Consider the following 13,639-nt stretch of genomic DNA (forward strand, 5'->3'; position numbering starts at 1 on the left):
CAAACTTTGGCCGAAGTCACACTTGTCATAGTGGGCGTCAAAAGGCCCTTGCTTTTCGCATTACCCGACGCAAAACCGCTTCGCACTTTTGCGGGAAATGCTCTAAAAGCGGAGCTGATCGTGCGGCAATCATGTTCAGCGTCTGTTCAGGCGCGGCACTCGATCATCGTGTTCGCCCCGAATTGGATGGGTGAATCGGATGGATGAATTAGCAGGGGCAAAAGGGAATGAGGAAACCAATGAGGAAAGTGACGCTGGCAATTGCCATGCTGCCGCTTTTGGTGAGTGCTCCGGTTCTGGCGGCATCTGTTTCCTCGCAAGGGGGAATTCAGCTTGCGCAGGCTGGCGCTCCCGGCGGGGATCAGTTTTCGCAGCAGGTCTGCAATCTGGCGCATCAAAACGCCCAGTCCTATGCACGCATCTTGCAGCTTCGCGACAAGATGCTGAAAATCCAGCGCGACAACGAAGCGCGTTTTCAGGCATTGGAGAAGGGGCGTGGCGGCGGACAGAATCGCGTCAGCATCGGTTCGACGGCAATTCTCGATGACGCCATGCGTGATAATGGCAGCGGCGGCGGGCAGGGCGGCGGCTATCAAAGCCCTGGTCTGCAACAGGAACTGGTGCGCAACCTGACCGGCAAGGTCGAGGACGTGGACGCCCAGATTTCGTTTACCGACAATCAGTTGCAAAAGACGCAGGAAGACAATGAATTCCGGTTTGAAGAACTGGAAAAGAAGAACGGCGTGACCTCGCCCGCTTCCAGCGGTGCGTCTCAGCCAGCTCCTGCCGCAGCATCGCCGGGGGCTGATCTCTGTGCACAGGGCATGGGCAACCCCGCTGGGATCGCGGATGCATTGAGTGCACGTGCAGAAGCCATGAATTTCCAGATCCTCGAAATGCAGGATCAGATGCAGAAGATGCAGGAAGCAAACGAAAATCGCTTCCAGTTTCTGGAAACCGGCAAGCGCGCGGATACGGATGTCCAGCAGGCTGGCGGCGACACGTCGCTCGCCGATGCCGGTTCCAGTCAAGACACCAGTCTAGGCAACACCGGAAACCTCGATGGCGGGGTTTCCGGAAGCGCTCCACAGAATGGCGGATATGACGCTTCTTCGCAGGCTGCGGCCAGCCAGTCTTCTGGCGCCGATTCCATGGCTATTGGTTCGAATACGCCCGCTCAGGGCGGACCGGCACGTGGCGAGCCGCCGCAATCGCTGGGTTCCATCCGGTTCGACGCCAGTGGCAATGTAATCGGCGAAACGCTCGATGCCACACCACGAACGGCACAACCGGGTGCGGCACCAGGTAACACAGCGGGCGGAACGGCTGCAGGCGATACGGTCGCATCTCTTCCGACCGACGATAACCCCAATTCGCTCTATCAGGCGTCCTATCAATATCTGATGTCGGGCGACTACAAGGCAGCGGAAACCGGTTTTCGCGAGCATGTGAAGCGCTATCCGGCGGACCCCAACACGGCGGAAGCACGCTTCTGGCTGGGGGAAACGCTTTACGGTCAGGGCCGTTATCCGGAAGCGGCGACGGTATTCATCGATACGCAGCGCGATTATCCCGATTCGAAGCGCGCGCCGGAAAACATGTTCAAGCTCGGCATGACGCTTGAAAAAATGGACAATCGCGATGTTGCCTGTGCGACCTTCGCGCAGATTCCGGAACGTTACCCCAAGGCAGCGCCTGCCATTTTGAAGCGCGTTGCCGATGAGCGCAGCCGCGCAAAGTGCTGATTGCGGAGTTATTTCGTGGGGCTTAGCCCAAGCAATATTTCCAGATTATTCGAGCCATTCGGATTTGAGAAGGCAAAGGCCGTCATAGCCGCCGTTTCGGGCGGCAGCGATTCTCTTGGCCTGCTTTTTCTCCTCCGGGACTATATGGCCATGCTCAAGAACCCACCGCGGCTGATTGCCGTGACGGTGGATCATCGGTTGCGTGCCGAATCGAAGGCCGAAGCCGAGAATGTCGGCCTGCTTTGCCGACAATACGGGATTGAACACCGCATTCTCGTCTGGGACGACGCCAAACCGGCAAGCGGGCTCGCCGCTGCTGCGCGCACGGCGCGCTATCGGCTGCTGGTGCAGGCGGCGCGGGACGCAGGTGGCGCCTTCATCGTCACCGGCCATACGCAGGACGATCAGATTGAAACCTTTCTGATGCGCAAGGAACGTAGCGCCCACACCGAGGCGCGCGGGCTTGCGGCCATGTCGTCGCGCTCGTTGCTGGACGGTCTTGGGCTCGAAGGCTCGGTCGAACTTGACCGTCCTCTGCTTTCCGTTTCCCGGCAGGCCTTGCGCGATGATTTGCAGGGCAGGGGTATCAACTGGGTGGATGATCCCAGCAATGCCAACACCAAATATGAACGTCCGCGGATTCGTCTGGGTATAGCTGCGGAGGCAGACAGGCAGACTGTACTCGACCAGATTGCCGAGGCTGGAGCGGCACGCGAACGGGACAATGCGGCCTTGATTGCTGCGCTGGGCAACCCGGCGAGCCTACGCGTTGATGTGACCGATGCTTTGCTCGTCGATCCGCAGCTTTACGCCGTGCTTCCAGACAATGTGAGACGGCTCTTCGCCGGATTGCTTGCAGCAATCGCTGGCGGACGCCGTTTCCTGCCGGGCGATAGCGAGCGCTCACGCATTGAGCGGGTTCTGTCTGGAGATGATGACAATCATCGCCTGACCGTATTCGGCGCCCTGATCGAGCGCGGCGACAACGGTGCACCGCATCGGTTTCTTCGTGAAAAACGTAATCTGCCGAAGCTCCGTCTTGAGCGGGATAAGCCAATTATCTGGGACGGCCGGTTCCGTTTCTTGAACGAAGGCAAGATGGATTTCGAACTCGCTGCACCGGGACGACAGGAACTTGCCGACTTCCTGAAGTCGCAGAATATCGAAATCGAATCTCGAAGACGTGAGGCCCTGCTGGTTTCGCCAGCTCTTTACAGAGATGGCAGGCTTTTCGCCCTGCCGTTCCTGCCAGACGAAAATTTTCTGCAAGACATTCATATCGAACGGCATTTTGCGATCTTCGATCACGTGTTGCCGGGGCATGATTTCGACCTTGCAAGGGCCGTGGAAGCCCGCATCGGGCGTATCTGCGCGGAAATGTCCTAATTTTTGTAAACCAGAGTGCGAAGAATCGAGGATGCGGGGTCGAACGCGCCTTGGCAAGGCCATCCTTCGATCCTATGTTAGACCGAAACATCGTTCCGTGCCCGCGGAATGGCCGTGGTATCGATTGGACCCGATATGAATCCGAACTATCGCAACTTCGCCCTTTGGGCGATCATTGCTCTTCTTTTGATCGCGCTGTTCAACCTGTTCCAAAGCCCAGGTCAGCGCTCCAATTCCCGTGAAGTTTCCTATTCGCAATTTATTGACGACGTATCCAACGGTCGCGTGAAATCGGTCACGATTACCGGCCAGCGGATCAGCGGTACTTTTGCTGACAATGGATCGACCTTCCAGACCTATTCGCCGGGCGATACAGGTCTTGTTTCGCGCCTTGAAAGCAAGGACGTCGCGATCACCGCGCGCCCTGAAACCGACGGTTCCAGCTCGCTGATCGGCATTCTCCTGTCTTGGCTGCCAATGATCCTGATCCTTGGCGTGTGGATTTTCTTCATGCGCCAGATGCAGGGTGGTTCGCGCGGTGCTATGGGCTTCGGCAAGTCGAAGGCCAAGCTGCTGACGGAAGCGCATGGCCGCGTTACTTTCCAGGACGTTGCCGGTGTGGACGAAGCCAAGCAGGACCTTGAGGAAATCGTCGAATTCCTGCGCGATCCGCAGAAGTTCCAGCGTCTGGGCGGCAAGATTCCGCGCGGTGTGCTGCTCGTTGGCCCTCCCGGTACCGGTAAGACGCTTCTGGCGCGCTCTGTTGCGGGTGAAGCCAATGTGCCGTTCTTCACCATATCCGGTTCGGACTTTGTTGAAATGTTCGTCGGTGTTGGCGCGAGCCGTGTCCGCGACATGTTCGAACAGGCCAAGAAGAATGCGCCTTGCATCATCTTCATCGACGAAATCGATGCTGTCGGTCGTCATCGCGGTGCTGGTCTCGGCGGCGGCAATGATGAACGCGAACAGACGCTCAACCAGCTTCTGGTCGAGATGGACGGCTTTGAGGCCAACGAATCGATCATCCTGATTGCGGCGACCAACCGTCCCGACGTTCTCGACCCCGCACTGCTGCGTCCGGGCCGTTTCGACCGTCAGGTTGTGGTTCCGAACCCGGATATCGTCGGTCGCGAACAGATTCTCAAAGTGCATGTGCGCAATGTGCCGCTTGCACCCAATGTCGATCTCAAGGTTGTCGCACGCGGCACGCCGGGCTTCTCCGGTGCCGATCTCGCCAACCTCGTCAACGAAGCTGCCCTTATGGCCGCACGCCGCAACAAGCGCCTTGTGACCATGCAGGAATTCGAAGACGCCAAGGACAAGATCATGATGGGCGCGGAACGCCGCTCCGCCATGACGCAGGAAGAAAAGGCCAATACGGCCTATCACGAGGCAGGCCACGCTATCGTTGCGCTCAACGTGCCGAAGGCTGATCCGGTCCACAAGGCGACAATCATTCCGCGCGGTCGTGCGCTCGGCATGGTGATGCAGCTTCCCGAAGGCGACCGTTATTCGGCGACCTATACCTGGATGGTGTCGCGTCTTGCCATCATGATGGGCGGCCGTGTGGCTGAAGAGCTGAAATTCGGCAAGGAAAACATCACTTCCGGTGCTTCCTCCGATATTCAGCAGGCCACCAAGCTCGCCCGTTCGATGGTGACGCAGTGGGGCTATTCCGACAAGCTTGGTCGTGTGGCTTATGGCGACAATCAGGAAGAGGTCTTCCTTGGCCATTCGGTGTCCCGCACGCAGAATATTTCGGAAGAAACCGCGCAGATCATCGATGCCGAAGTGCGCCGCCTGATCGACGAGGCCTATGCCGAGGCGACCCGCATCCTGACCAAGAAGAAGAAGGATTGGATCGCGCTTGCCGAAGGTCTGCTCGAATATGAAACGCTCTCCGGCGACGAGATCAAGGAACTGATTGCGGGCAACAAGCCATCTCGCGAACAGGGCAACGATACGCCGTCGCGCGGTTCGGGCGTGCCGAAGGCAGGAAGCCCGCGCAAGCGCAAGGGCAGCGAGCCTGGCAATGAACCAGGTATGGAGCCGCAGCCGCAGTAAGCTGCTCGAAGTTGAATAGAGGAAGCCGGGCTTGGTCCCGGCTTTCTTGCTATCCGGCTTTGTTGGGGCTTGCCGCAAAGGCTCGTTAAGGATTTCGGCGCATCATATTGCGTCAGATTACGACTTTGGACGTGGGACGGTCGAACTTGCCGCCAAAGGCGAAATTGCATTTGTGAGGGTTTTTGCGTTAAGAACAGCGAAAATCTGCTGTCCGGCCAACCGGCGGCCATTGCTCGCCGATCATTTTGGGCGACATATATTTGAAGGCATAGAGAGCGGTTCATGGCTCAGCGTAAGGCGAAACAGATGACACGGAAATATTTTGGAACCGATGGCATTCGCGGACAGGCAAACAGCTTTCCGATGACACCGGAAGTTGCCATGAAAGTTGGCATGGCGGTCGGTCATATCTTCCGCCGCAAGGGGCAGGCCTCGCGCGTAGTTATCGGCAAGGATACACGCCGTTCGGGCTATATGCTGGAAAACGCGCTGGTGGCCGGTTTCACTGCTGCCGGTATGGATGTGTTCCTGCTCGGCCCGATCCCGACGCCTGCTGTCGCTATGCTCTGCCGCTCGTTGCGCGCCGATATCGGCGTCATGATCTCCGCGTCGCATAATCCATTCTATGACAATGGCATCAAGCTTTTCGGTCCAGATGGGTACAAGCTTTCCGACGAGATCGAACTCAAGATCGAGGCGATGATCGATGGTGATCTGACCTCTTATCTGGCCAGCCATGGTGATGTCGGCCGCGCCAAGCGCGTTGACGGCGACATCTACCGCTATATCGAATTTGCCAAGCGCACGCTGCCGCGCAATATCGACCTGAACGGCCTGCGCGTCGTCGTCGATTGCGCCAATGGCGCTGGCTACAAGGTAGCCCCTGCCGCTCTGTGGGAGTTGGGTGCTGAAGTCATCACCATCAATAACGAGCCGAACGGCATCAACATCAACGAGGATTGCGGTTCGACGCATCCGATCGGCCTGATGAAGAAGGTTCACGAAGTGCGCGCCGATGTTGGCATTGCGCTCGATGGCGATGCGGATCGTGTCTTGCTGGTCGATGAAAATGGCACTGTCATCGATGGCGATCAGTTGATGGCTGTCATTGCTGAAAGCTGGGCTGCAACCGACCGCCTCGAAGGCGGTGGCATTGTGGCAACCGTCATGTCCAATCTTGGACTTGAGCGCTTCCTTGCCGACCGCCATCTGACGCTGGCCCGCACCAAGGTGGGTGACCGTTATGTGGTCGAGCACATGCGCGAGCATGGTTTCAATGTCGGCGGCGAGCAGTCCGGCCATATTGTTCTGTCCGATTTCGCGACGACGGGCGACGGCCTGATCTCTGCGCTGCAGATTCTTGCGGTTGCGCAGGAACAGGGCAGGCCGATCAGCGAGGTTTGCCGCAAGTTCGATCCGGTGCCGCAGCTTTTGAAAAATGTGCGCACCGCTGGCGGCAAGCCGCTGGAGAACAAGCGCGTGAAGAGCGCAATCGACGAGGCAACCGAGCGTCTTGGCGTTCAGGGCCGTCTGGTCATTCGCCCATCCGGCACGGAGCCGCTTATTCGTGTCATGGCAGAAGGCGATGATCGTGGTCTGGTGGAAAAGGTCGTCAACGACATCATCGACGTGATCTCCTCCGAAGGCAGCGCTGCCGCCTGATTACTTCACGACCAATTTCAGCAAAGGCGCGGGTTTTGTCCCGTGCCTTTTTGTTTGGAGCGAACCCTGAAAGTGAGCGCGGTTTTCGCGATGCCCGTCGGGACAGCCAGGTCGCCTGCTGTAAATTAGCAAGCGTTAATGAACTTGGTAAAAAAACAAGGTTAAGTTGTATTTAACTTTTGCCGAATAGTCTCCCCTCAAACATCCGTACCGTCGCTTTCGGCGGCGCGATTCTTCGATGGGGCAGACATATGAAAAGTCTTACGAAAACTCTTTTTGCCGGTGTGGCGGCATCGGTTGCCCTGATGGCTGTGGCGTCTGTCGCTCTTGCGGCGGATATCATTGAGCCTGTTCCGGAGGTTCCGGAAGTCGTTGTCGCTCCGCCTGCCGTTGGTGGCTGGTATCTGCGCGGCGATATCGGTTACTCCAAGGCCAAGTTCAAGGATGCCGACTACGCGACCATTGATAATTGCGCGACTTGCGGCGGCGGCTCGCCGACCTTCGGCAGCAACACGCTTTACGGCGATCTGAAGGGTTCGTTCCTTGTGGGCGGTGGTGTCGGCTATCAGGTGACGGATTATTTCCGTACCGATCTGACGGTCGACTACATGACCCGCGCCAAGTTCAATGGTCATACCTACGGCTCGGCCTGTAACGGCGATATCAACTGCGCTTCCGATGAGCGCGGCCGGTTCTCCGCTCTCTCCATTCTGGCCAATGCCTATGTCGATCTTGGCAATTTTGCTGGCTTTACGCCCTATGTCGGCGCCGGTATTGGCGGCACCCGCGTGAAGTGGGGCGATCTCGACGACGTTCGTTATGGCGGTACGCAGGAAGGCGCTGCCAACTGGCGCTTTACCTATGCACTCATGGCTGGTGCGTCGGTTGATCTCACGCAGAACCTCAAGCTCGATGCAGGCTATCGCTACCGCCACATCAATGGCGGCAAGATGTTCGAGGGCAATCAGTGGATCGGCGACGGCCACGACAATGGCATGAATGTGCATGATGTGCGCGTTGGCTTGCGTTACATGTTCGGCGGTGCAGGCACAGCCTATGCCCCGCAGCAGGTTTCGACCATCGTAGACGGTCCGGTTTACAAGTAAAAAAGTAATTTCCGAGACAAATAAGGCCCGGTCATCCGGGCCTTATTTGTTTAGAATCATAGTAAACATATCCCTATATTTATGTGATCTTAACCATGTTCATTCATATGTGATGATACATTCATAAGCGGGGATTTCATCATGTCTATGCAATGGCGTGCTTTCTGTTCGTCGGCTGCTGTGCTGGCCGGATTATGCGTCGCATCGCAGTCTTTTGCCGCCGATCTCGATATGGTCAGCTATGAGCCGGGCGCACCGGTGCAACAGCCGGTCGAGGTCGGGTCCGGTTGGTATCTGCGTGGCGATATCGGCTACAATCTCTCCTCCAAGGTCAAGGTTCAGACCGAGGCGCCTTCGTGGAGCGCATCTCAGAGCTATGATCTGGACAAGAATGTCGTGGCGTCTGTCGGTGTCGGCTATCAGTTCACGGATAATCTGCGCGGCGACGTGACGCTCGGCTATTCCAAGCAGAACCTCGAGGATCTGGACGTCGATGTTCGCAACTGGGACATGATGGCCAACGCCTATGTCGATCTCGGCAATTATTACGGCTTCACCCCTTATCTCGGTGCGGGCCTCGGCTTCGCCAATGTGCGCTATTCCATCAATACGGCCTATGGTGACTACAAGACGGATGATGATTATCGTCTCGCCTGGGCGCTGATGGCGGGTGTGGGCATCGACGTGGCATCCAACATCAAGCTCGATATCGGCTATCGTTATGGGGTCATCGAAGGTGCGGATATTGCAAGCGCAGCAGGCTTGACGCTCAGCGACAAGGATATTCAGTCGCATCAGTTGCGCGCTGGTGTGCGCTTTACGACCTGGTAATACCAAGTCTCATCGAGACTTGGTTAAGCCCGTGCGGAAATTGAGCATTTTCAGGGCGTAATGCGTTAGCACCTTGGCGCCCTGCTATAATTGCGGCGGGCCTTCGGGCCCGCTTTGCAATTCATTATTTCAGCTATATCGAATTTTTCGTTTTCATATGCGGCCCAAATCCTTACAGGTGACAGAATGCGTTGAACGCATTTCCTGAAAAGGAGAGGGTAATGAAAGCAATTGCAGCATTTTCAGATTTCGTAGGCCGGACATTCGCTGTCTGGGTTATTGTTTTTGCCATTCTGGGTTTTGTACTTCCATCTACATTCAGCGTTTTTGCGCCGTGGATCGTGGTCCTGCTCGGCATCATCATGTTCGGGATGGGCCTGACCATTTCCGGCAAGGATTTTGCCGAAGTCGCCAAAAGACCTTTCGAGGTCGCCATCGGCGTGCTGGCTCAATTCATCATTATGCCGCTTCTCGCCGTCTTGCTGACGCGCATCATTCCGATGTCGCCGGAAGTGGCCGCGGGCGTCATTCTGGTCGGTTGCTGCCCCGGCGGAACGGCCAGCAACGTCATGACCTATCTGTCGAAGGGCGACGTGGCGCTGAGCGTAGCCTGCACAAGTGTCACCACACTGCTGGCGCCACTCGTGACGCCGTTTCTGGTCTGGTTCTTCGCCAGCCAGTATCTGCCCGTTGATGCGATGAGCATGTTCAACAGCATCGTGAAGGTGATCCTAGTGCCTCTGGCGCTTGGCTTCGTCCTGCAGAAACTGGTTCCGGGCCTCGTCAAGGCAGCAGTCCCCATGCTGCCGCTTGTGTCGGTTATCGGTATCGTGCTCATCGTTGCTGCCGTGGTCGCGGTCAACAAGGCTGCCATAGCGGAGTCCGGCCTGCTGATCTTCGCGGTGGTGTTCCTGCACAATGGCTGCGGTCTGCTGCTTGGCTATTTCGCTGCGCGTTTTGCCGGGCTTTCCTTGGCAAAGCGCAAGGCGATCAGCATCGAGGTCGGCATGCAGAACAGTGGGCTTGGCGCGGCTCTCGCTAATGCGCATTTCTCGCCGCTGGCGGCTGTGCCAAGCGCTGTCTTCAGCGTCTGGCACAATATCTCCGGTGCGCTGATCGCAAGCTACTATGCGCGCATGGAAGAAGAGCCATCGGAGACGCAAACAGTCACGCGATAATGAAATTCTACCCGCCTGGAGCAATCCGGGCGGGTTTGATGAAAATATTCCCCGAAAGCCGTATTGAGGAAAAATGCACTTTCGGCTATCCCAGTAAGTGGGCCACGTCTCCCCAACGAGACGCGTGCTATCTGAGAGGATAGAAACAACATGACGACGATTGCGAAGCCGGCAGTTCGCCCGGCTAATCCTAACTTTTCATCCGGTCCCTGTGCAAAACGTCCCGGCTGGTCGCTGAATGCGCTGGTCGATGCGGCGCTTGGCCGTTCGCACCGCGCGAAAATCGGCAAGACCAAGCTCAAGGAAGCCATCGACCTTACCCGCGAAGTGCTGCAGGTGCCTGCCGATTACCGTATCGGTATCGTGCCGGCTTCCGACACCGGCGCTGTCGAGATGGCGCTGTGGTCCATGCTCGGCGCGCGTGGCGTCGATATGGTCGCGTGGGAAAGCTTCGGCTCGGGCTGGGTCACGGATGTGGTGAAGCAGCTCAAGCTCGAAGATGTTCGCACCTTCGAAGCGCCTTACGGTGAGATTGTCGATTTTTCGCAGGTCGATTTCGACCGCGATGTCGTTTTCACCTGGAACGGCACCACGTCCGGTGCGCGCGTCCCGAATGGCGATTTCATTCCGGCTGACCGCAAGGGCCTGACCTTCTGCGATGCAACATCTGCCGCTTTCGCGCAACGCCTCGATTTTCCGAAACTCGATGTCGTGACCTTCTCCTGGCAGAAGGTTCTGGGCGGCGAGGGTGCACACGGCATCCTCATCCTCAGCCCACGTGCTGTCGAGCGTCTGGAAAGCTACAAGCCTGCTTGGCCGTTGCCGAAGATTTTCCGCATGACCAAGGGCGGCAAGCTGATCGAAGGCATCTTCGTCGGTGAAACCATCAACACGCCGTCCATGCTCTGCGTGGAAGACTATCTCGATGCGCTGAAATGGGCGAAATCGCTTGGCGGTCTCGATGCGCTGGTTATGCGCGCCGATGCGAATTTTGCAGTTCTCGACGGTTTTGTCGCAAAGACGCCGTGGATTGCCAATCTGGCTGTGAAGCCGGAAACGCGTTCGAACACTTCCGTCTGCCTTACGATTGTCGACAGGCAAGTGACTGCCTTGTCTGCCGACGAGCAGGCCGCTTTTGCCAAGGGCATCGTCACTGCGCTCGACAAGGAGGGCGTTGCCTATGACATCGGTGCCTATCGCGATGCACCTTCGGGTCTGCGCATCTGGGCCGGTGCCACGGTGGAAACTTCCGATCTGGAAGCGCTGACGCATTGGCTGGATTGGGCTTTTGCAACGCAGAAGGCTGCGCTGAAAGCTGCTGCCTGAGCATTTCGTGCATGACGCCGTGGTCCGCGTTGGGGCGGCCACGGTCCGCATCCCCCATTATTCATAGCATTTCCTGAAGCAGATCGGTCTGTGTTTACGGGAAATGTTTGGTCTGAAAATGTTTGAAGGAGGCCTCCATGGCACCTCGCGTTCTCGTATCCGATAAGCTTTCGCCCACTGCCGTCCAGATTTTCAAGGATCGCGGCGTGGAAGTCGATTACCTGCCTGATCTCGGCAAGGACAAGGAAAAGCTTCTCGAAGTCATCGGCGATTATGATGGTCTGGCGATCCGTTCGGCCACCAAGGTCACGGAAAAGCTGATCGCAGCCGCCAAGAAGCTCAAGGTCGTCGGTCGCGCCGGTATCGGCGTGGACAATGTCGATATTCCGGCGGCTTCGCGTCGCGGTATCATCGTCATGAATACGCCGTTCGGCAACTCGATCACCACTGCCGAACATGCCATTGCGCTGATGTTCGCTGTGGCGCGGCAATTGCCGGAGGCAGACACTTCCACCCGCGCAGGCAAGTGGGAAAAGAACCGCTTCATGGGCGTGGAAATCACCGGCAAGACACTGGGTGTCGTCGGTTGCGGCAATATCGGTTCGATTGTCGCGACCCGGGCCATTGGCCTGAAGATGCATGTGGTGGCTTTCGATCCGTTCCTGTCCGAATCCCGTGCGCAGGAACTGGGCGTTGAAAAGGTTGAGCTTGACGAGCTGCTTGCCCGCGCCGATTTCATCACGCTGCACACGCCATTGACCGACAAGACCCGCAATATCATCAATGCGGAAAACCTGGCCAAGACAAAGCCGGGTGTGCGTATAGTCAATTGCGCCCGCGGTGGCCTGATCGTGGAAAAGGATCTGGTGGCAGCGCTGAAATCCGGCCATGTGGCCGGTGCCGGTATAGACGTTTACGAAACGGAACCGGCGACGGAAAACGAACTTTTCTCGCTGCCCAATGTCGTCTGCACGCCGCATCTCGGTGCATCGACCTCGGAAGCGCAGGAAAATGTCGCGCTTCAGGTAGCCGAGCAGATGTCGGACTATCTCGTGAAGGGTGCCGTTTCCAATGCCATCAACATGCCCTCGATCACTGCGGAAGAAGCGCCGCGCCTCAAGCCGTTCGTGAAACTTGCCGATGTGCTTGGCGCGTTCGTCGGTCAGGTCACGGATGAGCCGATCCAGGAAGTGGAAGTGTTGTTCGACGGTTCTACAGCCACGATGAACACGCGCGCATTGTTGAGTGCGGCTCTGGCCGGTCTCATCCGTCCGCAGGTCGCCGACGTCAACATGGTTTCCGCACCGATCATGGTGAAGGAACGCGGCATCATCGTTTCGGAAGTCAAGCGCGACAAGTCCGGTATCTTCGACGGCTATATCAAGCTTACGGTGAAGACCACCTTGCGTGAACGCTCCATCGCCGGAACCTGCTTCTCGGACGGCAAGGCGCGTTTCATCCAGATCAAGGGAATCAATCTCGATGCCGAGGTCGGCCCCCACATGCTTTACGTCACCAACAATGACGTTCCGGGCATGATCGGCCTGCTTGGCACGATCTGCGGCAAGCACAATATCAACATCGCAAACTTCTCGCTCGGACGTGACCATCCAGGTGGTGACGCGATTGCCATGCTCTATGTGGATGAACAGATTCCACAGGCAGCACTTGACGAACTGACGGCTCAAGAGGCAATCAAGGCGGCAACACCGCTTGAGTTCAACGTCGGAGAAGTTTGAGAAAATGGTTGAAGAGATGGTACAGCCGGAATGGCGGCGCATGCACGAGCAGGATATTGCGAGCGTGACTGCGGTTGCTAATGTTGTCCATCTCGATTTCTTCGAAGATGAGGCGGTCTTCCGGGACCGCTTCAAACTCTATCCGGCGGGTTGCTTCGTACTCGCCCGTGACACCGAAATCCTTGGTTATGGCATCAGCCATCCGTGGAAGCTTGATACGGTTCCGGCTCTCAACGCTGTTCTGGGAGAGCTCCCCGAGGATACCAACACCTATTATATCCACGATATAGCGCTCTTGCCCGAAGCCCGTTCCAGCGGTGCTGCCACGCGCGTCGTCGAACTGATGGCCTTGCAGGCTGAACGTGATGGCTTCGTCACCATGTCTCTCGTTGCCGTCAGCGGCTCACAGGGCTTCTGGGAAAAGAAGGGCTTCGTCGTGCGCGACCTTCCGGCGCTTGAGGAAAAGCTGAAAAGCTATTCGGAGGATGCGCTGTATATGGTCCGCGCCGGTTAGGTTGCAGATCTTCCGATTCTGGCGGGCTGCAAATGGCGCTCTTTTGCGCTTCCGGTGCTCACGTACTCATAGTACGTTGCGCGCCGGT

Annotated in this window: 10 protein-coding genes; all 10 read left to right on the forward strand. The window is 57.3% G+C overall.

From position 1 onward, the window contains the following. Window positions 1-227: 227 nt before the first annotated feature. The 10 genes from ybgF (at window position 228) to F9K94_RS19860 (ending at window position 13,551) form a co-directional block, all read left to right on the forward strand. Window positions 228-1,745, forward strand: a complete 1,518-nt coding sequence (gene ybgF / locus F9K94_RS19815) for a tol-pal system protein YbgF (RefSeq protein ID WP_151647903.1) — start codon at window positions 228-230, stop codon at window positions 1,743-1,745. A 15-nt stretch (window positions 1,746-1,760) separates the two neighbouring features. Beyond that, window positions 1,761-3,131 carry a tRNA lysidine(34) synthetase TilS gene (tilS, locus tag F9K94_RS19820; protein WP_151647905.1) on the forward strand — a complete coding sequence of 457 codons (1,371 nt, stop codon included), beginning with the start codon at window positions 1,761-1,763 and terminating at the stop codon, window positions 3,129-3,131. 135 nt (window positions 3,132-3,266) lie between these two features. Further along, a complete protein-coding gene (ftsH, locus tag F9K94_RS19825) occupies window positions 3,267-5,195 on the forward strand; it encodes an ATP-dependent zinc metalloprotease FtsH (protein WP_151647986.1) in 1,929 nt (642 codons plus the stop codon). 306 nt (window positions 5,196-5,501) lie between these two features. Further along, window positions 5,502-6,857 (forward strand): phosphoglucosamine mutase, encoded by a 1,356-nt coding sequence (gene glmM, locus F9K94_RS19830; RefSeq protein ID WP_151556130.1) that lies wholly within the window; start codon window positions 5,502-5,504, stop codon window positions 6,855-6,857. A gap of 251 nt (window positions 6,858-7,108) precedes the next feature. Continuing rightward, complete coding sequence (locus F9K94_RS19835) at window positions 7,109-7,963, forward strand: outer membrane protein (protein ID WP_151647907.1); 855 nt, start codon at window positions 7,109-7,111, stop codon at window positions 7,961-7,963. Window positions 7,964-8,104: 141 nt separating this feature from the next. Then, a complete protein-coding gene (locus F9K94_RS19840; RefSeq protein ID WP_061348041.1) occupies window positions 8,105-8,794 on the forward strand; it encodes an outer membrane protein in 690 nt (229 codons plus the stop codon). 221 nt (window positions 8,795-9,015) lie between these two features. Continuing rightward, window positions 9,016-9,972 (forward strand): bile acid:sodium symporter family protein, encoded by a 957-nt coding sequence (locus F9K94_RS19845; RefSeq protein WP_151647909.1) that lies wholly within the window; start codon window positions 9,016-9,018, stop codon window positions 9,970-9,972. A gap of 150 nt (window positions 9,973-10,122) precedes the next feature. Next, window positions 10,123-11,298: a phosphoserine transaminase gene (locus tag F9K94_RS19850; RefSeq protein WP_151647911.1), complete on the forward strand. Its 1,176-nt coding sequence runs from the start codon at window positions 10,123-10,125 to the stop codon at window positions 11,296-11,298. Window positions 11,299-11,435: 137 nt separating this feature from the next. Further along, on the forward strand, window positions 11,436-13,037 hold the full coding sequence (serA, locus tag F9K94_RS19855; protein ID WP_151647913.1) for a phosphoglycerate dehydrogenase: 1,602 nt from the start codon (window positions 11,436-11,438) through the stop codon (window positions 13,035-13,037). A gap of 4 nt (window positions 13,038-13,041) precedes the next feature. Further along, window positions 13,042-13,551: a GNAT family N-acetyltransferase gene (locus tag F9K94_RS19860; protein WP_061348044.1), complete on the forward strand. Its 510-nt coding sequence runs from the start codon at window positions 13,042-13,044 to the stop codon at window positions 13,549-13,551. Window positions 13,552-13,639: the final 88 nt, after the last annotated feature.

The organism is Brucella tritici (genome assembly GCF_008932285.1).
Classification (GTDB): domain Bacteria; phylum Pseudomonadota; class Alphaproteobacteria; order Rhizobiales; family Rhizobiaceae; genus Brucella; species Brucella tritici.